40 protein-coding genes are annotated in these 24,187 nt (G+C 56.1%); 18 read left to right on the forward strand and 22 right to left on the reverse strand.

The window, feature by feature from the left end; all coding sequences use genetic code 11:
• Positions 1–26 precede the first annotated feature (26 nt).
• The 5 genes from GIV35_RS04545 to GIV35_RS04565 form a co-directional block, all read right to left on the reverse strand.
• On the reverse strand, positions 27–752 hold the full coding sequence (locus GIV35_RS04545; protein WP_169918284.1) for a hypothetical protein: 726 nt from the start codon (positions 750–752) through the stop codon (positions 27–29).
• On the reverse strand, positions 749–994 hold the full coding sequence (locus GIV35_RS04550; RefSeq protein ID WP_169918285.1) for a hypothetical protein: 246 nt from the start codon (positions 992–994) through the stop codon (positions 749–751). Before GIV35_RS04550 ends, GIV35_RS04545 begins: the two co-directional genes overlap by 4 nt.
• A 49-nt stretch (positions 995–1,043) precedes the next feature.
• Positions 1,044–1,277 carry a hypothetical protein gene (locus GIV35_RS04555; RefSeq protein WP_169918286.1) on the reverse strand — a complete coding sequence of 78 codons (234 nt, stop codon included), beginning with the start codon at positions 1,275–1,277 and terminating at the stop codon, positions 1,044–1,046.
• A gap of 217 nt (positions 1,278–1,494) precedes the next feature.
• Positions 1,495–2,160 (reverse strand): hypothetical protein, encoded by a 666-nt coding sequence (locus tag GIV35_RS04560; protein WP_236264651.1) that lies wholly within the window; start codon positions 2,158–2,160, stop codon positions 1,495–1,497.
• Between the two features lie 872 nt (positions 2,161–3,032).
• Complete coding sequence (locus GIV35_RS04565; protein WP_236485886.1) at positions 3,033–5,117, reverse strand: DNA cytosine methyltransferase; 2,085 nt, start codon at positions 5,115–5,117, stop codon at positions 3,033–3,035.
• Positions 5,118–5,164: 47 nt separating this feature from the next.
• On the opposite strand from GIV35_RS04565, the gene GIV35_RS04570 reads away from it, so the two are divergent.
• Positions 5,165–5,722, forward strand: coding sequence for a hypothetical protein (locus GIV35_RS04570; RefSeq protein ID WP_169918289.1), 558 nt, complete (start codon positions 5,165–5,167; stop codon positions 5,720–5,722).
• A 103-nt stretch (positions 5,723–5,825) separates the two neighbouring features.
• Complete coding sequence (locus GIV35_RS04575; RefSeq protein WP_169918290.1) at positions 5,826–6,056, forward strand: hypothetical protein; 231 nt, start codon at positions 5,826–5,828, stop codon at positions 6,054–6,056.
• Positions 6,057–6,066: 10 nt separating this feature from the next.
• Here the strand turns inward: GIV35_RS04575 and GIV35_RS04580 are convergent, their stop codons facing one another.
• Complete coding sequence (locus GIV35_RS04580; protein WP_236264653.1) at positions 6,067–6,702, reverse strand: hypothetical protein; 636 nt, start codon at positions 6,700–6,702, stop codon at positions 6,067–6,069.
• Positions 6,703–6,803: 101 nt separating this feature from the next.
• Here GIV35_RS04580 and GIV35_RS04585 point away from each other — a divergent pair, with 101 nt between their 5' ends.
• Positions 6,804–7,313 (forward strand): hypothetical protein, encoded by a 510-nt coding sequence (locus tag GIV35_RS04585; protein WP_169918292.1) that lies wholly within the window; start codon positions 6,804–6,806, stop codon positions 7,311–7,313.
• 124 nt (positions 7,314–7,437) lie between these two features.
• Here the strand turns inward: GIV35_RS04585 and GIV35_RS04590 are convergent, their stop codons facing one another.
• The 5 genes from GIV35_RS04590 to GIV35_RS04610 form a co-directional block, all read right to left on the reverse strand.
• Entirely contained in the window at positions 7,438–7,761 is a 324-nt protein-coding gene (locus GIV35_RS04590; protein WP_169918293.1) for a hypothetical protein, read from the reverse strand.
• Between the two features lie 70 nt (positions 7,762–7,831).
• Entirely contained in the window at positions 7,832–8,302 is a 471-nt protein-coding gene (locus GIV35_RS04595) for a hypothetical protein (RefSeq protein ID WP_236264654.1), read from the reverse strand.
• Entirely contained in the window at positions 8,299–8,541 is a 243-nt protein-coding gene (locus GIV35_RS04600; RefSeq protein WP_120249020.1) for a hypothetical protein, read from the reverse strand. The genes GIV35_RS04595 and GIV35_RS04600 overlap by 4 nt, the downstream gene beginning before the upstream one ends.
• Positions 8,542–8,548: 7 nt before the next feature.
• Complete coding sequence (locus tag GIV35_RS04605; RefSeq protein ID WP_120249021.1) at positions 8,549–9,112, reverse strand: siphovirus Gp157 family protein; 564 nt, start codon at positions 9,110–9,112, stop codon at positions 8,549–8,551.
• On the reverse strand, positions 9,109–9,834 hold the full coding sequence (locus GIV35_RS04610) for a hypothetical protein (RefSeq protein WP_198730133.1): 726 nt from the start codon (positions 9,832–9,834) through the stop codon (positions 9,109–9,111). The genes GIV35_RS04605 and GIV35_RS04610 overlap by 4 nt, the downstream gene beginning before the upstream one ends.
• A 123-nt stretch (positions 9,835–9,957) precedes the next feature.
• Here GIV35_RS04610 and ykgO point away from each other — a divergent pair, with 123 nt between their 5' ends.
• Positions 9,958–10,113, forward strand: coding sequence for a type B 50S ribosomal protein L36 (gene ykgO, locus GIV35_RS04615; RefSeq protein ID WP_019816741.1), 156 nt, complete (start codon positions 9,958–9,960; stop codon positions 10,111–10,113).
• Here ykgO and GIV35_RS04620 read toward each other — a convergent pair whose 3' ends face one another.
• The 6 genes from GIV35_RS04620 to GIV35_RS04645 all read right to left on the reverse strand — a co-directional run bounded on the left by GIV35_RS04620 (position 10,114) and on the right by GIV35_RS04645 (position 12,322).
• Positions 10,114–10,317, reverse strand: a complete 204-nt coding sequence (locus GIV35_RS04620) for a hypothetical protein (protein WP_197880597.1) — start codon at positions 10,315–10,317, stop codon at positions 10,114–10,116.
• Positions 10,314–10,505 (reverse strand): hypothetical protein, encoded by a 192-nt coding sequence (locus GIV35_RS04625; RefSeq protein WP_236264655.1) that lies wholly within the window; start codon positions 10,503–10,505, stop codon positions 10,314–10,316. The genes GIV35_RS04620 and GIV35_RS04625 overlap by 4 nt, the downstream gene beginning before the upstream one ends.
• Positions 10,502–10,924 carry a hypothetical protein gene (locus GIV35_RS04630; protein ID WP_236264656.1) on the reverse strand — a complete coding sequence of 141 codons (423 nt, stop codon included), beginning with the start codon at positions 10,922–10,924 and terminating at the stop codon, positions 10,502–10,504. The genes GIV35_RS04625 and GIV35_RS04630 overlap by 4 nt, the downstream gene beginning before the upstream one ends.
• A 145-nt stretch (positions 10,925–11,069) precedes the next feature.
• On the reverse strand, positions 11,070–11,285 hold the full coding sequence (locus GIV35_RS04635) for a hypothetical protein (protein WP_198834556.1): 216 nt from the start codon (positions 11,283–11,285) through the stop codon (positions 11,070–11,072).
• A 72-nt stretch (positions 11,286–11,357) separates the two neighbouring features.
• Positions 11,358–11,597: a hypothetical protein gene (locus tag GIV35_RS04640; RefSeq protein ID WP_069868619.1), complete on the reverse strand. Its 240-nt coding sequence runs from the start codon at positions 11,595–11,597 to the stop codon at positions 11,358–11,360.
• 473 nt (positions 11,598–12,070) lie between these two features.
• Positions 12,071–12,322, reverse strand: coding sequence for a DUF1654 domain-containing protein (locus GIV35_RS04645; RefSeq protein WP_236264657.1), 252 nt, complete (start codon positions 12,320–12,322; stop codon positions 12,071–12,073).
• Positions 12,323–12,489: 167 nt separating this feature from the next.
• Between GIV35_RS04645 and GIV35_RS04650 the strand changes: the two genes are divergently transcribed.
• Positions 12,490–13,089 (forward strand): SPOR domain-containing protein, encoded by a 600-nt coding sequence (locus tag GIV35_RS04650; protein ID WP_236264658.1) that lies wholly within the window; start codon positions 12,490–12,492, stop codon positions 13,087–13,089.
• 73 nt (positions 13,090–13,162) lie between these two features.
• Here the strand turns inward: GIV35_RS04650 and GIV35_RS04655 are convergent, their stop codons facing one another.
• The 5 genes from GIV35_RS04655 to GIV35_RS04675 all read right to left on the reverse strand — a co-directional run bounded on the left by GIV35_RS04655 (position 13,163) and on the right by GIV35_RS04675 (position 16,479).
• Positions 13,163–13,999 (reverse strand): DUF3037 domain-containing protein, encoded by an 837-nt coding sequence (locus GIV35_RS04655; RefSeq protein WP_236264659.1) that lies wholly within the window; start codon positions 13,997–13,999, stop codon positions 13,163–13,165.
• Positions 13,996–14,637: a hypothetical protein gene (locus GIV35_RS04660; protein WP_166405621.1), complete on the reverse strand. Its 642-nt coding sequence runs from the start codon at positions 14,635–14,637 to the stop codon at positions 13,996–13,998. The genes GIV35_RS04655 and GIV35_RS04660 overlap by 4 nt, the downstream gene beginning before the upstream one ends.
• A gap of 202 nt (positions 14,638–14,839) precedes the next feature.
• Positions 14,840–15,058 carry a hypothetical protein gene (locus GIV35_RS04665; RefSeq protein ID WP_236264663.1) on the reverse strand — a complete coding sequence of 73 codons (219 nt, stop codon included), beginning with the start codon at positions 15,056–15,058 and terminating at the stop codon, positions 14,840–14,842.
• 408 nt (positions 15,059–15,466) lie between these two features.
• Positions 15,467–15,694 carry a hypothetical protein gene (locus GIV35_RS04670; protein ID WP_166405620.1) on the reverse strand — a complete coding sequence of 76 codons (228 nt, stop codon included), beginning with the start codon at positions 15,692–15,694 and terminating at the stop codon, positions 15,467–15,469.
• A 14-nt stretch (positions 15,695–15,708) separates the two neighbouring features.
• Positions 15,709–16,479 carry a S24 family peptidase gene (locus tag GIV35_RS04675; RefSeq protein ID WP_236264660.1) on the reverse strand — a complete coding sequence of 257 codons (771 nt, stop codon included), beginning with the start codon at positions 16,477–16,479 and terminating at the stop codon, positions 15,709–15,711.
• A gap of 99 nt (positions 16,480–16,578) precedes the next feature.
• Between GIV35_RS04675 and GIV35_RS04680 the strand changes: the two genes are divergently transcribed.
• The 13 genes from GIV35_RS04680 to GIV35_RS04740 all read left to right on the forward strand — a co-directional run bounded on the left by GIV35_RS04680 (position 16,579) and on the right by GIV35_RS04740 (position 24,163).
• Positions 16,579–16,791 carry a transcriptional regulator gene (locus GIV35_RS04680; protein WP_104503091.1) on the forward strand — a complete coding sequence of 71 codons (213 nt, stop codon included), beginning with the start codon at positions 16,579–16,581 and terminating at the stop codon, positions 16,789–16,791.
• Positions 16,792–16,845: 54 nt separating this feature from the next.
• Positions 16,846–17,463: a hypothetical protein gene (locus tag GIV35_RS04685; protein ID WP_236264661.1), complete on the forward strand. Its 618-nt coding sequence runs from the start codon at positions 16,846–16,848 to the stop codon at positions 17,461–17,463.
• Between the two features lie 67 nt (positions 17,464–17,530).
• Entirely contained in the window at positions 17,531–18,379 is an 849-nt protein-coding gene (locus tag GIV35_RS04690; RefSeq protein ID WP_236264662.1) for a BRO-N domain-containing protein, read from the forward strand.
• A gap of 1 nt (position 18,380) precedes the next feature.
• Complete coding sequence (locus GIV35_RS04695) at positions 18,381–19,358, forward strand: phage replication protein (RefSeq protein WP_236304299.1); 978 nt, start codon at positions 18,381–18,383, stop codon at positions 19,356–19,358.
• On the forward strand, positions 19,345–20,142 hold the full coding sequence (locus GIV35_RS04700) for a hypothetical protein (RefSeq protein WP_236265090.1): 798 nt from the start codon (positions 19,345–19,347) through the stop codon (positions 20,140–20,142). Before GIV35_RS04695 ends, GIV35_RS04700 begins: the two co-directional genes overlap by 14 nt.
• Positions 20,139–20,609 (forward strand): hypothetical protein, encoded by a 471-nt coding sequence (locus tag GIV35_RS04705; RefSeq protein ID WP_236265092.1) that lies wholly within the window; start codon positions 20,139–20,141, stop codon positions 20,607–20,609. Before GIV35_RS04700 ends, GIV35_RS04705 begins: the two co-directional genes overlap by 4 nt.
• Positions 20,606–21,193, forward strand: a complete 588-nt coding sequence (locus GIV35_RS04710; RefSeq protein ID WP_236265093.1) for a recombination protein NinG — start codon at positions 20,606–20,608, stop codon at positions 21,191–21,193. The genes GIV35_RS04705 and GIV35_RS04710 overlap by 4 nt, the downstream gene beginning before the upstream one ends.
• The gene (locus tag GIV35_RS04715; RefSeq protein WP_236265096.1) at positions 21,190–21,735 is read left to right on the forward strand and encodes a hypothetical protein; all 546 of its coding nucleotides are present in this window, start codon (positions 21,190–21,192) and stop codon (positions 21,733–21,735) included. The genes GIV35_RS04710 and GIV35_RS04715 overlap by 4 nt, the downstream gene beginning before the upstream one ends.
• Before the next feature lie 510 nt (positions 21,736–22,245).
• On the forward strand, positions 22,246–22,446 hold the full coding sequence (locus GIV35_RS04720; RefSeq protein WP_236265097.1) for a Com family DNA-binding transcriptional regulator: 201 nt from the start codon (positions 22,246–22,248) through the stop codon (positions 22,444–22,446).
• A complete protein-coding gene (locus GIV35_RS04725) occupies positions 22,439–22,957 on the forward strand; it encodes a hypothetical protein (RefSeq protein ID WP_236265098.1) in 519 nt (172 codons plus the stop codon). The genes GIV35_RS04720 and GIV35_RS04725 overlap by 8 nt, the downstream gene beginning before the upstream one ends.
• Positions 22,958–23,171: 214 nt before the next feature.
• A complete protein-coding gene (locus GIV35_RS04730) occupies positions 23,172–23,501 on the forward strand; it encodes a phage holin, lambda family (protein ID WP_014717899.1) in 330 nt (109 codons plus the stop codon).
• A gap of 57 nt (positions 23,502–23,558) precedes the next feature.
• Positions 23,559–23,855 carry a hypothetical protein gene (locus GIV35_RS04735; protein WP_236265100.1) on the forward strand — a complete coding sequence of 99 codons (297 nt, stop codon included), beginning with the start codon at positions 23,559–23,561 and terminating at the stop codon, positions 23,853–23,855.
• A gap of 119 nt (positions 23,856–23,974) precedes the next feature.
• A complete protein-coding gene (locus GIV35_RS04740; RefSeq protein ID WP_236265102.1) occupies positions 23,975–24,163 on the forward strand; it encodes a DUF2188 domain-containing protein in 189 nt (62 codons plus the stop codon).
• Positions 24,164–24,187: the final 24 nt, after the last annotated feature.

Below are 24,187 nucleotides of genomic sequence, written 5' to 3' on the forward strand. Positions count from 1 at the left end.
CCGGCAGGCATGTAGGGGGATTGGGGCTACAGCGCCATCTCGGCCTGGGTTTCTCGCTGCCAGATCGGGGAACTGTTGTGCGATTCGATGCGGTCGGCGATGACGTTGGCGCGTTGGCCCGCAGTTGGTGGGGCATACATGCCGAATCGGCTGATACTCCCGCCGTTCACCGCAGCGTTCGTGCTGTCGGCTGATGCGAACGGCAGATGCTGGAATATCGCGGGGTCGAGCATCCTGAGACCATGGAGGCGACACGCTGGTCGGCCTTGGTCGTCGCAGATTGCTTCCATTGCTGAACCCATCCGTTTCCACCAAGCCGCCGTTCCAGGGTGTGCCCATTGCCCTGAACTGCCGATGGCCACTGTCGGCCAGCCGGCAGCGAGGCGCTGCAACCTTTCCAACGATTCGTGCAGGTGCCAGACCGGCACACCGCGTAACTCTCTGGGCCAGGCTTCCAGAAGCGCATCGTTGGCTGCCTCGTCGCCGTCAATTACATCCGGAATGAGTGCCCAGTCGAAGCCCGGGTGCCGGTGCCATTGCTCAACCCAGGCGGTATAGCCATTAACATCCAGCTTGCCGCCTTTCTTCCAAACCGAAAACGCACCGTTGTCGAACACGAACGACTGGCAGACATCCGCCACGATGCCCATGTCGTCCTGACGTGGGAAAGGCACCAGGGCATGCCGGCCGGCAAGGAACCGGGCGCCGTCCTGGCGGGTGCCGCCGACTGGCGTGCCGTGGTATGCAATCATCCGCTGAGCCTCACCGTTTCGATCTCGACGCCCTGGTGCGTGGCGATGATGGTCTGATCGCCGCCCAAGGATTCCGCCAGGCTGTCGGCAATCTGTTCATGCCAGCCTTTGGTGATCAGCGCTGTCGTCGCCTTGATGTGCTCGACGCGAATCATGGCGCTTGAGCGCAACTCCAGTCTGTAGAGGATCGTTTCGCCGTCGGAAGGGCAGACGGCTGCGAAGGTGTGTCGATAGGTATTCATGGCCTGGGCCCCTTGTAGATGAAGACGTAAGCGAACCAGAGGGTGGCGATCATGGCGTCACCTCGACCAGTTTCCACTTGGTATTGTTGCTCTGGCTGTGGTCCGACTCGACCAAGCCTTCGCGCTTCATCAGCTCCAGTTCCCGGCGGATCTGCTTGGTGGTGAACGGCTCAATGTGGAAGCGGAACCACCAGGTGCAGAACCAGTTGTCGCGGGAGCTGCCGTCGCCGCTCATGTACGCAGTGATGCGCTGGCGCAGGCTTGATTCACTTTCCTCAGGCATGACTTCGTCCTTGGCCGTTTTGATGGCCGATTTATGCTTAAATGAGCGGATATGAAATGGATCATTTTTCAGGGAGGAGCGCATATGTTTGCTGTCGGTGTGTCACTGCTTGCGGTGGGCTTGGGGACATCTAACGCTGGCTTTTGGATACCCGGCATCGCGTTGATGGCCGTCGGTCTCTCCCAACGAGCAAAGCGCTGATCTTCCTCAGTTTGCGCTACACACGTTTGCACTCGACCACCCAGACCCACGGGTTGGCGTTCCAGTCACCGCCTACAGATGACCAGAGCAGCTCGAACGATTTGCGCGGATCAGCGCTGTAGGTCTCGATTCCGTCAACGTGCCACCAGTCACCCAGCTCAGCATGATCGGTGTAGAGGCGCACGCCCTCGGCCCTGGCTTGCTCCTCGGTGATGTCCTGCAACCGCTCAACGCGCACGTCGGTAATCTCCAGCAGGATGCGGCATGCGGCGCGCGGCATGTGAATGCTGGGTTTGTACTTCAGGCCGAAGTCTTTCCGTGCCTCGTCGCTGTGTGACCTAGGGCGGCAGTCGGCAGCATAGGCGTAGCGCTGTAGCGGGCCGGCCGGGTCTGGGCGGTGCTCAACGCCGGTACCGTGCAGATCGATGAAAGTCTCGCGCACCCACAGCCGGTCGCCTGGCTTGCCGTAGGGGCAGTCAGCGATGATCTGTGCTTTGGCATTCGGATAAAGCCAGTGGCCGCCTCGCTTATTTTTGAAAGTCAGCATTGGGCCGATCATGTCGACCATGCGTACTTCGGGCTGCGGCTTCACCGCACGGCGCGTGACCGTCTTCCGGCCTTCCAGGATGGCGCGCACCATCGGCGCCGAGAACAGGATCGGCCGTTCCTTTATTTGAGACATGTGTCGTCCTTGCCGCCATAGCGGCTATCAAATTCATAGAGGGGAGAGGTATCGTTGCCTCCTTAGAAATGGAGGTGGGATGTGGTCGTACACGGAATTGAATACCGTTTTTGCCGTGCTTCGAGCGTCGTCATAGGTCATGACGGCTTGGCTTTAGAATGCTGGGAAGGCGAGAGAGCTCAGATGTTCGAGATCTTCCGAAATGACGAAACCCTGCGTTTCGAGGTAACCCTATTTGAGCCAAGTGTTCCCCTAGAATTGCTTGAGTACGCCGTTCAAATTGCACGGGATAGCCTCGGAGATTTCTGCCCATAACCCCGACTCAGGAACACGCAATGAACAAATGCAGCATATGCCAACGGCCCTTAAATACCCGCCCTGAACTCATGGATTGCGGGGGGTGATTGTCTGGAATGCATGGCTGAGTGCGGTGATCCAGACGCCAAGTTGGCTATGAAGAAAATTCTTCAAGATCGTAGTGGCGCAAAAAATATCGGCAGTGATAAATCTGAGCCCCCGATCTAGGCTCTCAACGCTTGTCGTCGCTTCGGTATGCCGCTATAGCGGCTGACTTTGAAGGGGAGGGGTTACAGGTTTTGCGGGTGGAGTACGGATGTACTCCTATCGCGATTTGGCAGTGCTACGAGTCGATATCCGACAAGCGGCAGTTGTTTGATGATTCGTCGTGACGACGGGTGATGTTGCGTGACTTGGATTGGAAAAACACCAAGAGGAGTTTAATCAGTCGTGATAACAAAATCGGTATCGCCTAAATCAACTGGTGATACCAACATGCAAAAACTGAATGAAATCCTTGAGGCTATTTCCTATATCCTCGCCATCATTTTGTCACTGAGGGAGCTGGGGTGGCTTCAAGCTGCTTTTGTTTGGTACTCCGAGATTCTCCATGGGTCGTTGGCTTTGGCCAGTGCGGCCATCGGCGGTGGGCTGACGCTGTTGCCGCACATGTGAACTTGCTGGGTCTTCGTGAACGGCTTGCCGTCGGCGCCGTGGCTGATGATGTAGTCGGCCGGGAAGCCCTGGGCCTTGTACAGCTCGGCCGGCTTCAGCATCCGCAGGCAGATGTCGACGATCACGTAGGGCGTGCCCTTGACCATCACGGTAACCATGGCCAGGCGGTCCTTGGTGGTGATGGTCGGCACGGGTGAGTCGCAAGCGCTGATGTTTTCGGTGCCGTAGTAGCTGATGAGGAACGCGGCAACCCTCAGGGCCCCGGCTTCGTGTTCCGGTGACAGGGTGAGCGACACCAGGGAACTCTTGCCGCCGCCACCAGCGGTGATGGTCGGTGCCGGATCGTCCAGGCCCTGGCCAACACTCCCGCCGAATGCCCGCTCCATAAATGCGCTGGCCAACCCGTGGTGCTGGCCGCCGGCGCTGATGGTGTGCAGCGGGTCGTTCAGGTCCCGCGCATCGCAGTTGCCGCGCAAGTGCACCAGGTTCGCCACCGCCAGTTGCTGCTGGCTGCCGGTGTTGGTCACCGTGGTCATGGGTTCGTGCATGCCCTTGGCGTGTGTGGTGTTGAATCCGCCATTGGCCTGAATCATCACCGCGGCGCTGACGGACTGGCCGCCGCCGCTGGCAGTGATGGTGCCCACCGGGCCACAGATGTCATTGATCCCGTGGGAGCGGCGCTTGTTTGCGCCAGAGCCCTCGCCGTGCCCGGCCTGGACGATGCAGGCGGAAGCCAGAGCTCGGTGGTTCTGGGTCACAAGCGTGCCCACCGGCTGGTCCATGCCCACTGGTTTACCTGAGTACTCCGGGCCACCGGCCCCAACCATCAACGGGCTGATCAGCGTCAGCTCGCCGCGGTTTGCGCAGGTCACTGTTGGCAGCGGATCGAGTGGGTCGTTAATTCGGTCGCTGCCCTGGTGCGTTGCCGGTGCGATGATAGGGCTGACCACCGAGAAGGCGCCGCCCTTTGGGTAGGAGGTGATCGTGCGTAGCGGCTCGCCGGTGGCCTGCACCGATTCGCCCGACCAGTTCGCGATCGGGACAATGAACGGCGCAGGGTTGACGATGACGAACTTCTTCATGCCCTTGCGGATACGGCTCAGGGTGGCCTCGGCCAGGTCTTTCTTGCGCCCGAAGATGCTCTTGCCCAGGTCGGAGAAATCGATACAGTCGGCGGCGGTCTTCCACTTTTGCTGACCCTTGGCCGGGTTCTTGGCGTGGGTCGCCTCCGGCCACACAATCGGCTGGCCGTCGCACCGAGCGATCATGAACAGACGTTCCCGGCTAGTCGGCGCGCCGAAGTCGCAGGCCTTGATGACTTTCCACTCAACGACATAGCCCATGCCTTCCAGCAGGGCCACGAATCTGCGCCAAGTGCGTCCGCGCTGCTTCGGGTCAGGCACCAAGAACTGGTTGGAAACCGGAACCTGCTCGCCTGGCGCAGCTACACGGCTGGTGGTTGCTCCTTTCTTTGTTGGGTGCGGAATCTGGTCCAGGGTCACCACGCGGCCGGTAGCCTTGTCGCGTTTGGCGATCAGTCGGCCCCACTGCAGGATTTGCTTCACATTCTCCAGGCTGATCACCCGAGGCCGCTTCATGCCTGCCCACTTGAGGCCGATCCACGAAAGGTTGCGGATCTCACGCTTGCGCGGTTGGCCGCCGGCGGCCTGGCTGTGGTGCGTGCAGTCCGGTGACATGTGGAACCAGCCGACTGCCTTGCCGCCGCATTCGGTGTCCGGGTCACCCTCGAACACGTCGGTGGTGAAGTGCTTGGCGCCTGGGTGATTCACGGTGTGCATGCTGATCGCTTGCGGGCTGTGGTTCTTCGCCACGTTCACCGCACGGCCCAGGCCAATCTCCAGGCCGGTACCGGCGCCACCACCGCCACAGAAGAAGTCGACAACGATCTCATCGTCCTGTGGGTTGAAGCCGAGTCCGTATTGGGTTTTGAAATCGAAGGGGTGTTTCTTCTGTTGTGCGGACATAGGGGATCCTCGCCGGTATAGTTCCGGGATCTACAGGGGAGTGGGTCATGGAATCTTTGACGGTATGGGAAGCTTTTTTGAAGTGGGTGGAAGTACACCCAGGACTGGCATCATGGGTGCAAGCCTTTGGGTCGATAGTTGCAATTGCCGTTGCAATTCGACTTTCAGGAAGCGAGAGGCGTTATAAATCTGTACTGGATAAAAGAGCCCGCGTTGATGCTATAGAGCGCTCGATTCAGGCAAGTCAATTTGCGTTGAATATAACCACAAACACGCTTGAGTTTTTTACGTGCAACTCAATTGCGCGAAGCATGATCCCTCGATTTATTCGAGTCATCGATCAGGCATCGAACTATGTCGATGAGTCCCGCGCGAGCCAATCAGTGGACAGTCAAATTTCAGCAGCGATGATGGAAGTGAAGAACGCCCTGGTCGACATTAGAAGCCTCACATCTGCTTGGGCAGATAATGAAGAAGATGACTATTCCCACGAGCTTGAGTTTTTCAACGCAAACATCAGAAGAATTACGAACGCAATTATCAATCTTTTGGAGATGAAGGCTGACGCTCTGAGAAGACTTAAGTGGTGGTGGCCTTCTGACTAGAGAGTTTAGGCGAGTAAATCGTGCGACTGCTCGCCGGCTGGCGTAATTCGTTGATATGGGGTATTACGGGTGACCGGCATGGAGCCGGATCAGGGAGACAGATATGAGCCAGAAGACCCGTATCAAATTCACCATTGGTGAGCTAGATCCAGCGCAGCCCAATTTACAAATGTGGTTTCAAGACTCAGTCGACGGTCTGCCCGATAACCCTCCGGTTTTTGAGTTGCCGCCTGGGACGAGCATGGAGCAGGCTGAGGAAATCGCTAAATTTCTGAACAAGACACTTATCTCTTTCAGATTATTTTCTGGTGAGTCATTCGCTCAAAGCCGATAGCATTGGTTGCTCAGGCGGCTGGTTGTTCGGCGATGAAGTAGTCCCAGGCTGCTTTATCGCCTTGGGCTACGTACCACTTCAGTTCCTCGCCCTCTTCTTTATCAGTGACCGAACCGCCGTACTGGGCGCCGGGGAAGGTGAACAGCCCTTTTTTGCCGCACCATGGATAACCACCGGTGAACTCGGTGAAGGTAACGCCGGGGCGCTCTGCTACTACCCGAACCTTGAATTCTTCGAATCTTGCATTGCGTGCCGCGACCTCGGCTTCGTGCCCTGACTTGCAGTCCGCAGAGCAGTAGACCACGCGACCGTCGAACACCAGGTTCAGTGAAATATCGGTTTCGGTCTCGTAATCCCAATAGCTGGCATCACTGTCGCACCTGGCGCTGCAATGGTTACAGCCGAACCACCACCCAGCGTCAATGTAAGCCTCCGCCGGGATAAAGCGCTGGCCCGCATACTGGTCAGCCCAATGCGCGCGCCGGCAGGACACCGCACCGAAGTCTGTGCCAATCTCATCCGCACCCTGGCGCCGCACTGCGGCGTTCGAGGTGGCGAACTGGATGTTGGATTCTTCGGGGTCGTTGGTCTCTACGGAGTAGGCCAGCACCTTACGCGATGCCGGAACGACTTTTGGCTTGGTCATGGATTATCTCCAGTCAGGCGCCGCCCTCCGGTGGCCGGTGGTGGCAATTTGGTTGGGGTTGGGGTATTAAGTGCGAAATCGCTCAAGGAGATGAGAGGCATATGTACCAGATGCAGTATTGGGTGGAGCTACAGGCGATTAGGACCTATGCGTACTACCTAGAGCTTTACTCGTTGCGATCGGAAAATTATGAGCGCGTCTTAAGCATGTTCTTGGCAGTCACCTCATCCGCGAGTATTGGGGGATGGGCCATCTGGGGGCAGTATGCTTTTTTTTGGGGCCTCATCATCATGGTTAGTCAGGTTGTATCTGTGCTCTATAAGTTCCTGCCTTTCAAGGCCAGAATAAAGCCGCTAGGGGCGGCGGGCGTTGAACTTTCCGCCTTGGCCGATGAGGCGGAGCGAGGGTGGTTCGAGGTTTCTCAGGGTGAGCTTACGGAGCGTGAAATCCACGAAAAGCGATGCGAGCTACGAAATAAGAAGACTGCGATTATGACTGCTGCTTTTACTGGCGTATCACTGCCAGAAAGTAAGAGCTTGTTGTCTACCGCATCGAACAAAACCGCACAATATTTTAAAAGTCACTATCCGGAGATAGAAAATGCCTGCTAAAGATGAACAGAATGGCAAGCGCGTAACTGTGCCTACATACAGCCCTGAGAGCCATCACCTCCCTCCGATTGAAAACGTTCTTCCGATGCCGAAGGTGAAGCCTCCTAAGCAAGAGAAGAAATAGTTAGATTGGGCTCACTATTTCATCCCCCGGATCGCGCGCGATCTCCCGACGCGATTCCCGGTCGAACATCCGCGCCACGTTTTCGCTAATCACGATTTCGTGGCGCGCTTTCAAAGCCTCCCGCGCACCATCTGGCCCAAGCGAATGTACATAGCGTAGACAGCCTTCAATCACCGAAGCTTGTTCGGTGTCCTCGTTCCAGGCCATGAGCTCTTCCAGCTTCTGCCGCGTGCCGAGCCTGCAGCGGTGCCGCAACTCCTTCTCGTCGAACTCGCTTCGCTTCTGCGCAGCCTTGGCCGATCGTTCCTGTACTGTCTTGGCCATGGCCTACCTCTTCTATTCCGCTGGCGGGCAGTGCGAGCCAGGTTTGACGTTTGCGTTGCGGGGGGGCGGGCTATGCGGCGCATGAATCGACCTTCACCTGATGCCACGCGCCGAACGTTTCGAAGATCCACGCGGCGTGTGGCTCGTCGAGCGATATCGCTTCAGGTATGGCGATCCAGCCCGAGGCCACCATCTGGCTTTGGTTTGCCTCGTCGCGCAGCTTCTTGTAGCAATGCTCGATCACGTCTTCCAGGTGGTCGGAGAGGTAGACGCCATCGGGCGCCACCTCCACCGACTTACTGTAGCGGTCGCCGCGGGCGTCGATGCAAAGCGTGCTCAGGTAGATCGTCCAGCGGTGGGGGATACCACAAACGGCCTGGCCGATTTTTCCGGGCGCGATGTTCTTCAGCGACTTGTAATTGATCATGCCCTGGTGGCCGCTGGGGTCGATGTTGACCACCGCGACATGGTTGGAGGCCAGTAGCGAGCGGCACGACCTGGCGATGCGTGCCTGCAGGTTATGCGGTTTGCGCTTGCTCATAAGCCCTCCGCAAGTTTGCGCAGTGCCTTACGTTCTGTCGCTGTGATAGGCGGCTTGCGGCGCTTGAGGATGGTTTCGGGATCGATCTTGGTGGAGCGGGGCGGTGGCAGCGGTTTGCGTGGCGGGCTTGGCAACTGCGCGACTGTCCCGCCAGCGGCCAAGAACTCCGCCGTGCGTTCCGATATCGAGTAAGCGTCCTGGCGGTGCTGCTCGACCAGGCTGAGGTGGTTGCTGATCATGTCGGCCTCACTTGATGCGGATTGAGCTGTCGCCGCGCTCGAGGTGAGCCCATTTCGGCTCTTCGAGAAGTTCGTGTTCGACGTCCTCGCCGGTGGCCATGCGCTTGCGCACTTCAGCATTGTGGTCGCGGATTGCTTTGAGCTTGGTGGCGATAGCGCGCTTGTCAGGTGAGAACACGGTTTTGGTATCGATGAAGTCGTCCGGGATGTCATCTTCTTTATCGACAATGACCTTTTCGGGCGCCAGAGCCAGAGTGATCGTGAACAAGGGCCGTCTGATCGTCTTGATGTCGGCGGCCTCCATGTTGTTGCGCAGGTATTCATCGAGCTTGCCAACGGTATTCTTTCGGATGCGCTTGAGCTCATTCAGCCGGTCGACCTCTTTGTCTATTGCATCGATATCGCCCTGGATATTCCGACTCAGCATTACGACACTTTCTGCCTTATCGTTGAACTCGCCCTGTATCTCGTCCATGGCATGCTGCAAGGCCTCTTTCAGGCCTTCATCATCCGTGTCGGCCATGGACTGGAGCTCGGCGAGCTTGCCGGTCAATGTGTATAACTGGGTCATGCTGCGTTCTCCTTCTCGGCATCAGTGATTCGTTTCCATTCCAGCGAGATACGCTCGGCGCCCTTGGTGTCCTTGCGCAGAGTGAGTTTGCGTACCGCAACGTCATGGATCTTTTTCAGCTCTTGGGGGGACTGGGCTCCGGCCATCGTGTCGATAACCGATTTGATGTAGTCCAGGCGCTCCTGCTGCTGGCGAGCCTTCTCGGCCTCCTTGTCTTCGGCGTGTTCAATCAGCTCTTCATCCTTCAGTTGATTGACGTACTCCGCGTCGTCAAACATTCCCAGGAACACGTCGGCGCTGAAGCCGAGCATCGATAGCGATTTCTTGATGGCATCGGTCAGCGACTTCTTCGGCGCCTCGCCATCGGTTGTCGTACCGAACTTCGATTTGTAGAGGTAGCGAGTGCATCCGTACTGCTCAATCTCGCCGCGTTTTCCGTCCAGCTCGAACCAGAAGCGAATTTTGATGGTGTGGTTGAGTTCACGACCCAGCACCAGGCGTTTGTCGCCTTCGCCGCTGGCCATTTCTGAGCCTTCGTCGAAGCGCTCCTCCATGACCGTCCAACCAAACCCAATTCCGACCGGGCCGAACACTTCGGTGGCCTTCATGATCATCGCCGTACCGTTCAGGCTGGTGATCTTCTGACCGCCAACCTCGGCAGCTTTGGTGTAGCGGGTATCGGTCGTGCTGACCTTTTCCCAGATCTGCATGTTCGTCGACATGGGGATTCCTTGCCGCGATGCTCGCAGCGATAAAAGGGGAAGGGGAAATAAGAGTTGATAAACGTTCTTATTCGTATTTAAGATACGTAATAACATTTCAACTCAACGCAAGGAGCCTCACCTATGAAAGTGCTGTCCTCACTCAAAGAAGCTAAAAACCGTCACCGTGACTGCCAGATCGTTATGCGCCGGGGCCGGATCTACGTGATCTGCAAATCCAATCCAAAATTCAAAGCGCGGCAGGGCAGTGCGAAAAACAAGAACAAGGGCAAAGGCTGATCAGCAGTGTTGTTGATCTTGCTGCTGAACACGGTATCGCAGGACCTGGAGCACTCGACCGCCATAGCCAGGTTCTGCGTATTGCTCAACCGGTGCGCCGAAGAAGCCGCGCCGTTCGGCAAGGCTGTAGGCCTCTCGAAGGTTATGAGCGCTGATATCTTCGAGCTGCTCGTCGATGAGTGATTTAACCGGTGCGGTACTCATTGAATCTCCTTACGCCGCCGGCTGACATCCAGTAGACGGGCGCTATACCAGTGGAATTCTTCTGCGTTGATGGCGCCCGAAGTAAAGTGTCGGACGATCAGACCCTCGGCTAGGATCTCGTCGAGCGCTGGCTTGTCCGGTTCCTCAAGCGTGAAAAGCGCTTTATCGATCTCAACATAGGGGCTCACAGTTCGTTGTCCTCGGCCTGGGCTATAAGAGCGTCATCAGCCAAAGGTTGAAGGAGGCGTTCGGCAATCTCGCCGAGCTTCCCAAGTTGGTGGTCACTCCGGCCAAGCAGCTCCAGTGCTTCCGATTTCACCCTCGAACCCGCCATCCCTGCGATCAGTAAGTAGCCCAGGGCTGGAGTGTCGACGCCGCAGTCAGCAAGTAGGTTGTTGGCGTACTCATCGACAGCCAGTGCAAACTGGTAGGCCGTAACGCCTTGCTGCGGGTGCAGGTGGCGCTTGAACACCACGCTGCCACCTCTGGCCAGCTCTTCGGCTGCGTTGTACAGCCATTCGTTGCGAGCCAATTGCTGAGAGGTTTCGCTCACCGGAGGCGGCAGTTGTTCGTCGTGCTCAAACTGAGCCTTGCGTAGTGCTGACATGGTCGCCTCCAGAGTGGCAGGTTTATCACCTGTATTCGTCAACACTCATGCCTCCCGCTGGTTGCCGATGGGCGCGGGGGAGGAGTGCTGACGGGTAGAGGCGAGGTGTTTAAAGCCCCAGTTAAGGGGCTTGAGGTGGGCGAGGTCAGACTTTGTAATGTCCGATGAACTCGGCGTGATCCGGCAATGAGGAAGAGTGGCCCCAGTCATCCGGGTTCTTTGGACCGAAGTCGCGGCAGTTCAGGCCGTGTCCCGAGGAGACCAGGACCTTTCCGCAAGGCAAGACAGCGTAGTGATTTTCGGTAGTTCTGTTCTCGTCGTTGGTGTAGGTGAGGAAACCTTTTGCCAGATCCTGTTTCATTTCGTCTTACTCCGGTGTTCGGTTGTTTTCCAAATGCCCACCGCTCTGGATGGGCATCAGTGAAAAGGTCCGTCACGCCAAAACGTTGTTGTCGTACTGCCGGGCGCCTATGTCGCAATGGCTATGGCCTTGGGCAATGGCGTCGTAGTGGTAGAACAGCGAACCAGTAGCGCGGCACTCTCCGCTTTCTTCATCAGCGATCACTACCGCTGTGATCCGAGTGTTGCGTGCGCTGCTGGTGAAGTGAGCGCTGTATTCACCCAGACGGGCGATGGTCTTTCCGTTTTCTTGAGTGCTGGTGAAGTTGAACATTGCATTTCCCTCCAGGGCTCGGTTGTCATCCCAAGCAGCCCTCGCAAGAAGGCTGCTCAGTGATGCTTTCCGCCGTGACCCGCATAACACCTGGCGTCGGTCACCGGCTTGAATCAAATGTCACTCCAGCCGCGGGCCTTTCGGCTTGTTCTCCCGCTGGATAACTGTTCTTGGCGCTTTACGCTGCACGCCCGGGTCAGTTGCCAACCCTCTGAACCGTTGAGGCCGGTTCATCGCTGCCTTTGAATTTGGGCCGGTGGTGATCCGGCAATGGGTATCGCTAAAGAACGGCGCAGCTTTCGCTGCTGGCCGGCGGTGTTCGTTGCTTGCTTGAGGTAAATTTACCATTTGGAAATTGCCTGTCAATGCATATTGGTAAATAAATTGGTAAATAACTCTTGGGTGCAAGGTAAATCTATGATGCGTATTGGTTTTCTAAGGGCGTAAAAAAGCCCGCTCAAGAGCGGGCTCATTTACATGTCGCTGTATTTTCTCCACTCGATCCTAACGGCCCCGGATTCCAAATGGTCGACGCGGATACCTGCAGTGTCGCCAATGTCTTGGATCACCTGTCGCCAAGCCTCCGGGCTTTCGTCGTCCAATCTGAACACTTCAACTGCTTGGATCTCCTGCACATTCGGTGAGGCGATGATCCGCTGGAGTCGGTGACCGACAAGTTCATATGAGTTTCTCGGCTTGGCAGTGGAGTAAGGTGATGGGTTCATGCTTCGCTCCTTGCGAATACTGTATAAATAAACAGTATTTCGGTCGTCGCACATTGGCAAGTGAAAATTCTTCCATTGGAGCAGAAACCGGCTGTGAGCCGGCGTCGGGCTCCTGAATGACATTAGGGCAACTGGTACACTGGGACGATTGGACCAAGGAGAAGGGAATGCGCGGATTAGCAATTACAGCCCTAGCGCTAGCGGCAACCGGATGCGGCGGAGATATAGACCGAGCTCGAACGTCAGTCGCTAGCCACCTAAAAGATCCTGACTCTGCAAAATTTAGGAATGAGCGGCAAGTTTCAGACGTAGCTGTATGTGGCGAGGTGAACGGGAAAAATATGTTCGGAGCTTATTCCGGATTCTCTCAATTTCTTGCCATGAAAAGACCTGGTGGATTTGACGTGACAATCGACCCAGATATGACGGACCGGTTCGCAGGGAGCGTATGCGGCTATGCAAAGGCCGGGGCGGAAGCAAAAACTGAAGTCAAGGCGTCGCAGCCTGTGGTAGAAATTCCAGGAGTCAGGTGGTCCGTTCAATTAGCGTCTGTCAGCAGCGAGGATAAGGCGGAGGCGATCAGTAGAGATCTTGCGGGCTCCGGCTGGAAACCCTACACAACAAGGCGAGATGGAAAAAGTCGTGTTTTTGTAGGGCCATTCTCCACGCGGGCTGAGGCCAATGCTCAGATGGATGACCTAGCGGGCAAGAAGGCCCTAAACGGATTCGTGCTGCGTTTCCAAGAGCCAGCGGAATCGAGCAAATAGTAGATGCGTGAATAAAGATGGGAGAAGCAAGAAGCCCGGCGCTGGGCCGGGCTCTGTGGTTGGCTGCCTCTACTCAGTGCAACCGAGCGACACCGGCAGCGTCTTCCATCTGTTGGATGTATGCGATTTTATCTCTGGCGCTGTTGAGGTTGTAGATAAAATCTGATCCCTCGTTAAGAAGGTCAATAGCTTCTGACTTGTCCTTCTCATCGGAGGAGTTCGCTGAGTAAACCGCATAACATCTGGTTTCATTTCCTAGCTCAAGCTTCGCTTTAGCAAGAATGAAGGATTTTAACCCTGCCTCCTTAAACTTCATTGATGAATCTCTTGCTGCAAGATCAATTGTTTCCGTGATGTGATACACGCCGTTCTTCATTGCGAAATCCGCATGAAGATTTGCGCGCTCAGAAATAGGAAATTTCTCAACCACTCGATGGTTCAGAATATCTTCCACACTAGTACTGAAAAGATTATGTTGCTGAAACAGCTTGCGAAGATTTGTGATGATCCTCGTGCCAGATGCTCGCGTAGCTCGCGGCTTCGGCGGTATTACCAAGTCCTCCATCAGCTTCGCTATCTTGAGATTGGCTTGCTCGGTTGATTCACATTTGAAATAGCCCAGCGAAGTAAGCTGGTATGAGCTAGGCAACATACTACGAAGAAAATCGAATTCACGCTGAAAACTATCAGAGCAAGAGTCAATAGAGCTAAAGATTTTCCTGATGCGCGCTTCGGCTATTTTTAGTTCATTGGCGGTGGTGATGCCATCGACAGCGCGAATCTTTCTAATCGACTCACACATGTGAATAGATATCTCTTCTTGTAGAAATACCAGAAGACCAATATTGACGGTCTCGTTGCGTTTTCTGTCGGGAGTGAACTGAATCAAGCTGTACCTAACAATGTTCATTTTAACACTCCTCTAAGTTGTTCGCAGCGATCCAGTCTTTCTTGGCTCTCCCACCACTCAACAGCCAAATCAATTTCATTCCCTAGCTTCCATTGCTCAGGTATAGCCTCTGCACACGGTACTATCCAGCCCGCAGGCAGCCCAGCAATAGAATCTATCATCCTGAGAGCTGTCGGTGCGTCAAAACCGTACTCTCTTTCCAAAAAACGATGGGCCATCATCGTATTTGAGTCGGCTGAAGGGAAGCCGCGCAGCTGAGGCCCATGAGCGAGCCAAGCCAGACTGAAATCGAATGCGAGCAAAACGACCCTGTCGAGACTTGTACGGAACAGATAGTTTTTCCCGTGGCGGTCGACGTTGTTCAAAAACAGATCGAGCGCATAAATGGAAGAGAGCCGCTCTTTCAGATTAGAAATCTTGCCGCTCATCTCGCCAGCCTGGAGCGCCAAAATACAATCGTCCTCGTCGAGCTTGCCGCCCTCAATGCGAGACCCAAACCAAGGCTCCCCACTCTCAGACAAAATTATTTCAAATGGCGGGGTAGCTACTCTGCAAGCTTGAGCGACACTGGTGCATAGCCATTCTGCGGCGGGCACGTACCTGTGGTCAGGGTGACTGATCTTATAGGCGTAATCCATACCGTCGTCACACCGACAAAACCCACCCGCGTGCGCAGTGTCCGTTTTCTGAGGATAAACCTCCTCAACATTTATTCTGACAAGGCTTTGCTGGATCAAAAACACTACTCCAATGTGTATTTATCACTGATCATCCGTGGCCATTTTCTACAGCTACCCGACGGCTCCAACCTTACCCCGAACAATCCTTCCCGCCTTCACCTCATCCGCCCGGGCCATAGAAGCAGTTCAGCACGATTAGCTCAACCACTGCCACGAACACACAGAGCACAACAAAGCCAGGGCTGAACACTCGCTTGCCATTGGGTGAGCCCTCGCCCGGCCAACCAGCGTCGGAAGTGAAAGGAGGCACCATGAGCAATACCAGCCAGGCCCAAACCCAAAACTTGCTCCAGAAACTTTGCTCTCGCCATGCAGTCATTGGTTCACCTAAGGCAGCAGCATCAGGAAAACCAGCCATACCCAGGGCACTTCATGGCTCTGAGGCGACGTAAAAGCGCTAAGCTCTCTGTAAATCCATATTCCGAGGGGCTGAGATTAGGTTCCCCTCCGACTCGCAAAAAGTCGTCAATCTTTTGATCTTCAGCGACTCGTTTGAAGTTGCGACATTGCTCTAGGCGATCAGCCTCTGTAACGGGCATTGGTACTGCGTCGATCTTTTTTTCGTACTCAGTTTTTTCTTTTGGCATGCTATAGCAGCCGGCGAAAAGAAGCGGCGCAGCTATGAGCGCGGCTATCCGTAAGGCATTCATCACTACATTCCCTTGCGCAAACGAGCCCTGCTCAGCTCGCGGTGGTTCGATTTAGGTTGTCGCGCCCGACCAGGTGTCTATTCGGGCTTGCTCCGATTTACCTGCCCCGCCTTCACCTCATCCGCATACCCCACCAGCCTGTCAGCTTCCTCATAAAGCGTACCCACCAACCCCATCAGGGCTATAGCGTCGTCATCACTGAGCTTTTCGGCGAGCTTGATTAGGTCGATACAGGACTGCTCAAGGTTGAAGGCTATAGCCTTGAGATCGCGGCGCAGCTGCTGGTTGGGTTTGGTGAGAGACATAGGAACTCCTTGAGTTACCTGGCGTACATGCCCCACCAGAAGACGTGCCCCAGGATGCCGATCTGCTCATCCTGCATCTGCTGGAAGGTGTAATCCTCATCGGGGTGCTCTTCACGATTGAAGCTTCGCAGTCGAATCCCTGACGGCAAACGGTACAGCTGCTTAACTCGCAGCTGGCCATTGTGGTTGATGGCGTAAAGATCGCCATCAGCAATGTCGCCAAGCCCGGTTTTTCCGGTATTGACTCCAACGGTTGCGCCGTCCCGGAGAACTGGGATCATGCTGTTGCCGCGAACGGTTACGCACTTAGCATTGCTGAACTGGACACCGTTTTCGCGCAGGTTTTTTTTGCCGAATCGCAAAAACTCTGCGTCCTGCTCTTCGATAGAGAATCGTCCGGAGCCGGCAGCCAGTTCTACCTCCCTCAAAAATGGAACGCAGACCTCGTCATCGTTGACTGGTGTCTGATCGTCCCAGACGCTGATCTGCTTTAGGGGCACATCTACCTGGATCCTCGGCTGCGCCGCATCTGAAACGGTACCTGAAGATAATTCAGCTTCGCTCAAAGGCTGATCCAGAGACCCTGGCTCAAGCCCGCACTTCTGCTCGAAGTCGCGCGCCATCTTCTCCCCGATATTCCTCAGGTGTTCGGCCTTGTCCGTAAACAGCCGTGAAATGTATGACGGCTGCTTGTCGACCTTGGCGGCGAAGTCAGCGTCTTTGCCCCCGAAGTCGCGATCAATGATCTGGCGTACTCGGGCTCTGCGTATGTCTTTGATTTCCATCCCTCAATTAAAACCTTTATTTCCCTTAAGGGAAATTACCTTTACTTGGTAAACATATATGGTAAATTCATGCATAAATGAACCAGAAGGTAAATCCATATGGACTTCCCCACGTACGCAAAGCAGCTTCCGCGCGGCGGAAGAAAACGCCTCGCTTTAAGCCTTGGTATCCCAGCGAGCTACCTGTCTCGACTCATCTCTGGTGACCGGTCGATTACTGCCGAGCGCGCCATCGATATTGAACACGCCACGGGCGGGAAGGTGACGCGCCAGGAATGCTTACCAGAAATCCAGTGGAAGCACGCCAGCTAAGCGACATCCCTGTCCGCCGTTTCATTGAAGCCAGATTAGAAGAGAGCAGTCCACATGCAAACGTCCAGTTCCAGACACACCGTACAAACCCGTGATCAGGTGCTGGTCGCCCACGCTGCAAACCAGATCGCACGCACCAGCCTGAGCCAGGACGACTTCGCCCAGGCGCTGAGCCGCGAACTGCACCTCTCGATCCCGGAGCGCGCCAAGAAGAAAGACGTTCCTGACTTCAACTCTGCGGAACTGACCGCCGACGTAAATGAATTTGTGAAGGCAACCGGCCGCTGGCTCAAGCGTGTTCAGCGCTGGCTTAACGGCGATCAGGAAATGCCGTCCTGGCTTGAAGAGTCTTGGGTCAACGCCCTTGAGCCTGAACTCCGCGACCACTGCCTGAACGAGCTGGCGAGCCGACACGGCTTGACCGGTGCCCGCCAGATGACCAGCGACCAATGCGCCAACAAGAGCTTTGGTGCGCTGATCCGTGCGTTGGGCGATGTGATCGACACCGGTAGCGAAGTGTTTGACGACCAGGTGATGTGCGAACTGGATTTGCCGCACTTGCCAGCATTCGCCAAGCAGTGCCGCCAGGTTGAAGCGAAGGCGGGGGAGCTGGGGCGCAAGGCTGAACAGTTGATGAGGGACGCCCGGCCGAATTTGAAATCCATCGCCTGAATTACAGGCACAAAAAAGCCGACGGTCGAGGTCGGCTAATTCGATAACACGTTGTGAGGCCGATTATATGCAAACCCAGCCACATATCAATAGCACTACTAATCTCGCGCCACGTTTTTCGCAATCTGAAAACGTGGCGCGTAATTCATCAGTAATCCCGTTCGACTTCGACGGCTCCGCAATCAGGGTCATCACCGACAAGCTCGGAGATCCGTGGTTTGTTGCCCGCGATGTCGCTGACGCCCTCGGCTACTCCAAGCCTGAGAACGCCGTGGCTCGTCACTGCAAGGCCGCGACCACTACCCCGAAACAGGGTGGTGGTTTCATGACCATCATTCCTGAGCGCGATCTGTACCGGCTGGTAATGAAGTCCAAGCTCCCGGCCGCCGAGAGGTTCGAGGAGTGGGTGGTGGGGCAGGTGCTGCCGAGCATTCGCAAGACCGGCACCTTTTCCGCCCAGGGCCCGAACAACTCCAAGATCGTCGGCGAGCTGGCAATCCTGGAATGCTTCGACCGCCTGCTGAAGCCTGCGAACTCCAGCAAGATGATGATGCTGATCAAGATCGCCGCCAACAATGGGCTGGATGCAAAGTTCCTACCGGGCTACGCCGTGGACGCCGCGCCTGATGCCGCTGGCGGTTCTTCGATGCCTACCAAGGCAATCACCGCCCTGATCAAAGATCACGCCATCGCTAGCACAGCTCGCGCCTTCAACCTTGCTTTGGAGGCCCGCGGCTTCCTCAAGGTCCTCCAGCGCAAAAACTCCAAGCAGGAAACTGTGGACTTCTGGTCCGTGACCGAGAAGGGCCTGGCCTACGGCAAGAACCTCACCAGCCCTCAATGCCCCCGCGAGACGCAACCTCATTGGTACGTGGATCGCTTCCTTGAATTGGCCGCTAAGGTCGGGAAGGCCTGACATGCAATACACCGTCACGATTAACCAGGTGAAGGCGCTGGAGTGGGGGCTGAATTCTCAGCAGGCGCTGCTGTTCGCCTTCGTCTACGGCTGCCCGAGCTGGACCAAGCCAATCAAGACCGATGACGGGATCTTCTTCGCGCTGAGCAAAGCCAAGATCATCGAGGAGCTACCTTTGCTCACCGATAAACCGGACACCGCTTACCGCATGCTGAAGGCCCTGGAAGAGGCCGGTTTGATTGAGCTTTCCAGCACTTCGAACATCACGCTTTTTCGCCTAACCGAGAAGGCCGTCGAGTGGAACCAGAAGCTGGATGGGTCGGAAAAATATCCGACCCCGCCAAACAATAAGGGTCGGAAAAAAATCCGATCTACCTCGGATAAATCTCCGAGCAAGGTCGGAAAAAAATCCGGGCAAGGGTCGGAAAAATCTCCGACAAATCAGGATACCAATCATCAGGGTACCAATCAGGACACCAGTCAGGACTTGCAGGACGCCACCGGCACGCCGGCTCAGTCCCGCGGCTTGGTTCTGGTGGTTGATCGTACCGATACCCCACGGGTCGAGATCCCCGCCGATATGCCCGGCCCCAAAGATCGGGCCTGCAAGACCTTCAAAGTCTGGGCTAACTACGCCATGGCCTACCGCAAGCGCTACAGCGCCTGGCCGGTGTGGAATGCCAAGGTCGGCGGCCAGCTCGGTCAACTTGTCGACCGCCTCGGTGCCGATGTCGCCCATCACGTTGCGGCCCACTTCCTGAAAACCAGCGATGCAGCTGTTCTTCGCAAGTGCCACAGCCTCAACGAGCTACTGGCCAACGCCGAGAGCTACCACACCCAGTGGGTAACCGGACAACGTGTTAACGGCACAACCGCCCGCCAGATGGAACGGACTGAGGCAAACCACTCCGCAGCGGAGCAAGCCGCCCAGATGGTTCTGGCCAAACGCCAAGCAGGTGACCGCAATGAATACCTCTGAAATGAACGACCAGCAGGTTGCCGGGCTGGCCGCCGCCATCTGCGCCACAGCCGAGGCCATGGGGCAGGAAATGAATCCAGGCACTGCCGCGATGATGGCTGAAGACCTCTGCGCGTATCCGGTGCCCATCGTCAAAGCCGCGTTGAAGGCCTGCCGCTTCGAGGTGAAGGGCAAGCTGGCAATGGCTGACATCCTGCAACGCGTCCAGTCCTCAGACGGCCGCCCTGGAAAGGACGAGGCTTGGGCTATCGCCATGACCACCAACGACGAATTCGAAACCGTGGTGCTGACCGATGAGATCCAGCTGGCCCTGGCAGCCGCGAAACCCATCTTGGATGGCGGCGACAAAATCGGTGCGCGCATGGCGTTCATCGACGCCTACCAGCGGTTCGTGGGCCAGGCCCGCGAGGATGCGAAACCGGTCAACTGGCACGTGTCCGTGGGTTTCGATGCCAATCGCCGTATCCAGGCTGTGACCAAGGCGATGGAGTTGAAGCGAATCCCGCGCGAACACGCTCAGAAGTACCTGGAGGACCTGTGTGTCGAGCCAATCAACGAGGATGGTCGGGCTATCGCGGGTTTGCTAACCGGCACCGTTACGCGGCCAGCGCCCGCGCTTCGCCAGAAGCTCGAACTGGTGAAGAACTCCATGCTGGAGATGCGTAAGGCCAGTGCCGAGCGGAAAACCGAAATGCGGATTGATGCAGCGAATGGATTGGCTGATCGTCGAGCGCTGCTGATCAAGCAGGCCCGAGAGCTGGAAGCGAAGAGGGCGGGGCAGTGACCGACAAGATCAGCGTCAACTGCCAGGCCAAGCTCTCCGAGGCCATCACCAGCCTGACTGCCATGTATCGCGACAAGAAGTTTGTGGTGGTCACCCTGCGCCCTGGCAAGGATCGCACCCTGGACCAGAACGCCTTGTGGTTTGCGATGTACAAGCGCATCGCAGAGATGACCCAGATCGGCGATGCGGCCGACGCCCGCCGTTACTGCAAGCTGCACTTTGGCGTGCAGATCCTGCTGAACGAGGACGCTGGGTTCCAAGCCGATTGGTACCGAGTCATGCGTCACCTGGCATATGAAACGAAGCTGGCCATGATGGGGGAGTGTCATTTGTTCGGCCCTGATGGCTTCCCGGTTACCAGCCTGTTTAATCGCGCCCAGGGCATCAATTACACCGACCGCATCGCCACCTATTTCACAGGCCAAGGTGTGGTTTTCACCGATCTGCTCAGCAAGGAGGCTGCATGATCACCAAGCAACCAAAACCGAGTCGCCCGAAGAAGTGCAGTGTCTCTTCTTGTAAGGCATCTTTTATCCCGCGCGAGAGCTTTCAAACCTGGTGCTCTCCTGACTGCGCTGTAGCTATTGCCCGCGATAGGCAGCAGAGGAAACGTAAGGCACTGGCGCAGGTCGAGCGCCGCGAGATCAAGGTACGCAAGGAGAAGCTGAAGAGTAGGGCGGGCCACCTCAAAGATACCCAGCACGCATTCAACGCCTGGGTTCGCGCCCGTGATGCGGCACTGCCATGCGTGAGTTGCGGCCGCCACCACGAAGGCCAGTATCACGCGGGCCATTACCGCACTGTAGGAGCGAACCCAGAGCTGAGGTTTGAACCGCTCAACGCCTGGAAGCAGTGCGCCCCGTGCAATAACCACCTCTCGGGAAACCTCATCAATTACCGAATCTCGCTCCTACAGAGAATTGGCGAGGAAAAGGTGGCATGGCTTGAAGGCCCTCATGAGGCCAAGAAATACACCGTGGAAGAGCTGAAGGCGATGACCGCCGAATACCGGGCAAAGACCAGAGAGCTGAAAAAAGGGGAAGCCGCATGACCTATCGCAACGTTGTTTCAGCAGTAGTTCGAGCCCTTGCGGCCGAAACCATCAGTTCCGCCGGCGGCTGCGACTTTGAACCCAAGGTGCAGTGCGCCAAGCAGAAGGGAGAGATCGTCGGCAAGGACGCGGCGTTTCTTCAAGATTGCTGGGTATTCGGCCGACTGCACAAAGCGCTCACCCCTGCACACTGGCGCGCCCTGGTAGCGAAGTACTCCACTCACGAAGAGCGTAAGCACGGCGCCATTCTGGAGCTGCTTAATTCGGTAAAGACTCCAGCGCCGAAGCGCTTTCGGGAATGCGCCGTGCTGACCTGGGCTATTCCTCAGGTAGCAGGCGCCGAGGGTAAACGCTCCGCCGCGGTGCTGCCAGCGGCATGGTACGACATCACCAATTGGGACAATGACGGAAAGCCAGAGTCGACCCGATATCGGTGGCGTTCGTCGATACGCAAGACACTGGATGACCAGGTGAATGAGGCGCTGACTTCCGCTCAAGAGCTGCTCGATGCCGAGGGATTGATAGAAAGTTGCGCGGCATAGTAAATAGCCATTGCGTTGAGTGAGAAAGTGAGAGAGTATTTACCCATCCTGTCGATCTTGCGCGTTAGGGATTGACACTAGAAAGCCTCGTCACTGCACGGGGCTTTTTTTCGTCCGCTCGTCGAGGCAGAAGCACTTTCTGTCTAGTCAGTCCCTCCCAGTTATATGCGCAACCCCGCGCTACAGACAGGAGGTGATTTATGGTGGATGACAATAACGGTCCTGCAGCGCCATATCCTGGACCAAAAGAGGATATGCCCGAGACGGGCGAGGGTCATGACTCTGGTCTTGAGCAAGCTGAGTCGGAGCCCAAGCAGGGTGGCGGTGAGAAGCCAGAGGATTGGAATCCTCCACCTGGCAACCCTGGATCTGACCAAGATGCTCAGACTGATCGCGACAACGGCGGCGCGAAGTAGAATTCAGCGAGAGCAAGTTACATTACAGAGCCCGGTCAAGCGCCGGGCTTTTTATTGCCCAATGGACGGGTAATTCAGCAAAAGGAATTTGCAGATGTTGAAAGATTTCAGGTGTGGTAACTGCAAAAGACTTCTCGCCCGTACGGGTGGGTTTATAGAGCTCCAGATCAAATGTTCCCGATGCGGAACGTTGAATCATGTGAAGGCCACGAGCCTCGAGCAATCGCCTTTGAGCGACAAGAATGCGGAATCCTCCGCACAAAATGTTCAACACAAAGGTGAATTATATGTCTAGTAGTGGTTTTCGAATCGTCCCTTTTACCCAAAACGGCAGCTCGGTGCTGCCTCCACGCAACTTCATGCTCGTAGGGCAGTACCTGGAGTCCCCAAGCAAGCAGTACAAGCTTATTCTGGAGGCTGATGGGAACCTGCGGCTCTACGATAACGGCGTCCCAATCTGGGTAGCAGATAGCACCGTTCCTTATACTTATGTGGACAACCGCCCGAACACAGATTTGGTCACCTGCTTCTACATGCAAGCCGCAGCAGTCTTGGTTGATCGCGTGAATAGCCGTACATGGATCGCACTGAACGGCCTTGAAGGCCATCCCGAAAAGCAGAAAGGAGCGGCAGATCGTATTTATCTGCAACTTCAGGATGACGGCAACATCGTGACTGTAGATGACGTTCCATTGTGGGGGCGCTTCGGTTATACGCCGGCTGCTGCGCCGAAACGTGGTGTGTTCTATCCAGATCACAGTACGGGCCCACTTCCTTCGTTCCCAGTATGGAGCTGGACTTTCTAACGCTCGCCATCGTGTGGCCGAGGAAAATAAACTTTGGCTCAAGGCAAAAGCGGCGATCATGCCGCGTGCCTTATGGCCCCTGCACATGCAGGGGCCTTTTAGTTTTCGGCTCCACCACACCCATTGCTCCGAGCTGGGAGTGCTGTGTGAGCCGATTCAATTCCGCAGGTCACAACCTGCCGTATTCCTAACTCCCTGACGGGGAGGAACTGAGATGTCCAACATGCCAGACAAACCAGATACCTGGGCGCTTGTACTTGCGTGGCTGAGCCAGCATGCGCCGCTGCTGTATGCCGCAGCACTGTCATTCGCTATATCTGCTTTGCGAATCATCTACGGCGGCGGGACACGAAGACAGGCGGCTCTTGAAGCGCTGCTGTGCACGCTGTTCACGGCCGGAGCGTTTCCACTCCTCGAGTACTTCGGGCTACCTCAGAACCTTGCCGCTGCCCTCGGGGGCGGTATTGGATTCATCGGAGTGAAGAAGATCAGCGACCTTGCGGACCGGTTCGCAGACTTCAAGCTGCCGACCCGCAACGGCTGACCGATTAAACCAAAGGCGCCCGGTACTGCCGGCGCCAATCTATCGAGGGCAGCGCGGATGGATTACTTCCTGGGTAACCATACGTACTCAGCCAGCTACCAAGACCTCCGCGAAGAGCACGCCCGATACGTCCAGATGACTGACAAGCGCTTCCTGAAAGAACTGCCTGGGGCTCTGCACTTCGCTGTGTTCGTGTGCTGGTTCAAGGAGCTACCGACAAGCCAGGTGCTTTCGGATGAGGGGATTGCCCACCAGCTGACCCACCTTATCCATTTGAAGGGTGAGCCGGTTGTGATGCGGCGTATTGGAGAGATTCGCGAGCTATTCGATCAGCAGTTGCGGCTCGCACCGTAATCCGCGCCACGTTTTCGAATGCGCCAAATCGTGGCGCGACACGCGGTAGTCACAGACCAAAAAAGCGGGTGTATGGTGTTTAGGACAGCCCCAGATTATCTCTAGAAAAGGAGGTGATTATGAGTGTTCCTATCCTGACCAAGATGAATATCAATGGTTACGACGTCCTAAGCGTAAACCACGGCCCTTGGAGGGTGTGTACGAATGCTGACCGATTCGGCTCGTTCCGCACACGTGAAGAGGCTTTTGCCTTTGCAGCGACGCTGCCTATGAGGGTGGTGCGAACCAAGCGTCATACAAGCGCGTAGCAGACGAAATAACTCTCTAATTGG

Source organism: Pseudomonas sp. PA-1-6B (assembly GCF_021609545.1).
Classification (GTDB): domain Bacteria; phylum Pseudomonadota; class Gammaproteobacteria; order Pseudomonadales; family Pseudomonadaceae; genus Aquipseudomonas; species Aquipseudomonas fluorescens_BV.

Bases quoted from the DNA above. Each gene is read 5' to 3' on its own strand.
- GIV35_RS04545 (WP_169918284.1), bottom strand. From the start codon at position 752: ATGATTGCATACCACGGCACGCCAGTCGGCGGCACCCGCCAGGACGGC.
- GIV35_RS04550 (WP_169918285.1), bottom strand. From the start codon at position 994: ATGAATACCTATCGACACACCTTCGCAGCCGTCTGCCCTTCCGACGGC.
- GIV35_RS04555 (WP_169918286.1), bottom strand. From the start codon at position 1,277: ATGCCTGAGGAAAGTGAATCAAGCCTGCGCCAGCGCATCACTGCGTAC.
- GIV35_RS04560 (WP_236264651.1), bottom strand. From the start codon at position 2,160: ATGTCTCAAATAAAGGAACGGCCGATCCTGTTCTCGGCGCCGATGGTG.
- GIV35_RS04565 (WP_236485886.1), bottom strand. From the start codon at position 5,117: ATGTCCGCACAACAGAAGAAACACCCCTTCGATTTCAAAACCCAATAC.
- GIV35_RS04570 (WP_169918289.1), top strand. From the start codon at position 5,165: ATGGAATCTTTGACGGTATGGGAAGCTTTTTTGAAGTGGGTGGAAGTA.
- GIV35_RS04575 (WP_169918290.1), top strand. From the start codon at position 5,826: ATGAGCCAGAAGACCCGTATCAAATTCACCATTGGTGAGCTAGATCCA.
- GIV35_RS04580 (WP_236264653.1), bottom strand. From the start codon at position 6,702: ATGACCAAGCCAAAAGTCGTTCCGGCATCGCGTAAGGTGCTGGCCTAC.
- GIV35_RS04585 (WP_169918292.1), top strand. From the start codon at position 6,804: ATGTACCAGATGCAGTATTGGGTGGAGCTACAGGCGATTAGGACCTAT.
- GIV35_RS04590 (WP_169918293.1), bottom strand. From the start codon at position 7,761: ATGGCCAAGACAGTACAGGAACGATCGGCCAAGGCTGCGCAGAAGCGA.
- GIV35_RS04595 (WP_236264654.1), bottom strand. From the start codon at position 8,302: ATGAGCAAGCGCAAACCGCATAACCTGCAGGCACGCATCGCCAGGTCG.
- GIV35_RS04600 (WP_120249020.1), bottom strand. From the start codon at position 8,541: ATGATCAGCAACCACCTCAGCCTGGTCGAGCAGCACCGCCAGGACGCT.
- GIV35_RS04605 (WP_120249021.1), bottom strand. From the start codon at position 9,112: ATGACCCAGTTATACACATTGACCGGCAAGCTCGCCGAGCTCCAGTCC.
- GIV35_RS04610 (WP_198730133.1), bottom strand. From the start codon at position 9,834: ATGTCGACGAACATGCAGATCTGGGAAAAGGTCAGCACGACCGATACC.
- ykgO (WP_019816741.1), top strand. From the start codon at position 9,958: ATGAAAGTGCTGTCCTCACTCAAAGAAGCTAAAAACCGTCACCGTGAC.
- GIV35_RS04620 (WP_197880597.1), bottom strand. From the start codon at position 10,317: ATGAGTACCGCACCGGTTAAATCACTCATCGACGAGCAGCTCGAAGAT.
- GIV35_RS04630 (WP_236264656.1), bottom strand. From the start codon at position 10,924: ATGTCAGCACTACGCAAGGCTCAGTTTGAGCACGACGAACAACTGCCG.
- GIV35_RS04635 (WP_198834556.1), bottom strand. From the start codon at position 11,285: ATGAAACAGGATCTGGCAAAAGGTTTCCTCACCTACACCAACGACGAG.
- GIV35_RS04640 (WP_069868619.1), bottom strand. From the start codon at position 11,597: ATGTTCAACTTCACCAGCACTCAAGAAAACGGAAAGACCATCGCCCGT.
- GIV35_RS04645 (WP_236264657.1), bottom strand. From the start codon at position 12,322: ATGAACCCATCACCTTACTCCACTGCCAAGCCGAGAAACTCATATGAA.
- GIV35_RS04650 (WP_236264658.1), top strand. From the start codon at position 12,490: ATGCGCGGATTAGCAATTACAGCCCTAGCGCTAGCGGCAACCGGATGC.
- GIV35_RS04655 (WP_236264659.1), bottom strand. From the start codon at position 13,999: ATGAACATTGTTAGGTACAGCTTGATTCAGTTCACTCCCGACAGAAAA.
- GIV35_RS04660 (WP_166405621.1), bottom strand. From the start codon at position 14,637: ATGGATTACGCCTATAAGATCAGTCACCCTGACCACAGGTACGTGCCC.
- GIV35_RS04665 (WP_236264663.1), bottom strand. From the start codon at position 15,058: ATGACTGCATGGCGAGAGCAAAGTTTCTGGAGCAAGTTTTGGGTTTGG.
- GIV35_RS04670 (WP_166405620.1), bottom strand. From the start codon at position 15,694: ATGTCTCTCACCAAACCCAACCAGCAGCTGCGCCGCGATCTCAAGGCT.
- GIV35_RS04675 (WP_236264660.1), bottom strand. From the start codon at position 16,479: ATGGAAATCAAAGACATACGCAGAGCCCGAGTACGCCAGATCATTGAT.
- GIV35_RS04680 (WP_104503091.1), top strand. From the start codon at position 16,579: ATGGACTTCCCCACGTACGCAAAGCAGCTTCCGCGCGGCGGAAGAAAA.
- GIV35_RS04685 (WP_236264661.1), top strand. From the start codon at position 16,846: ATGCAAACGTCCAGTTCCAGACACACCGTACAAACCCGTGATCAGGTG.
- GIV35_RS04690 (WP_236264662.1), top strand. From the start codon at position 17,531: ATGCAAACCCAGCCACATATCAATAGCACTACTAATCTCGCGCCACGT.
- GIV35_RS04695 (WP_236304299.1), top strand. From the start codon at position 18,381: ATGCAATACACCGTCACGATTAACCAGGTGAAGGCGCTGGAGTGGGGG.
- GIV35_RS04700 (WP_236265090.1), top strand. From the start codon at position 19,345: ATGAATACCTCTGAAATGAACGACCAGCAGGTTGCCGGGCTGGCCGCC.
- GIV35_RS04710 (WP_236265093.1), top strand. From the start codon at position 20,606: ATGATCACCAAGCAACCAAAACCGAGTCGCCCGAAGAAGTGCAGTGTC.
- GIV35_RS04715 (WP_236265096.1), top strand. From the start codon at position 21,190: ATGACCTATCGCAACGTTGTTTCAGCAGTAGTTCGAGCCCTTGCGGCC.
- GIV35_RS04720 (WP_236265097.1), top strand. From the start codon at position 22,246: ATGTTGAAAGATTTCAGGTGTGGTAACTGCAAAAGACTTCTCGCCCGT.
- GIV35_RS04725 (WP_236265098.1), top strand. From the start codon at position 22,439: ATGTCTAGTAGTGGTTTTCGAATCGTCCCTTTTACCCAAAACGGCAGC.
- GIV35_RS04730 (WP_014717899.1), top strand. From the start codon at position 23,172: ATGTCCAACATGCCAGACAAACCAGATACCTGGGCGCTTGTACTTGCG.
- GIV35_RS04735 (WP_236265100.1), top strand. From the start codon at position 23,559: ATGGATTACTTCCTGGGTAACCATACGTACTCAGCCAGCTACCAAGAC.
- GIV35_RS04740 (WP_236265102.1), top strand. From the start codon at position 23,975: ATGAGTGTTCCTATCCTGACCAAGATGAATATCAATGGTTACGACGTC.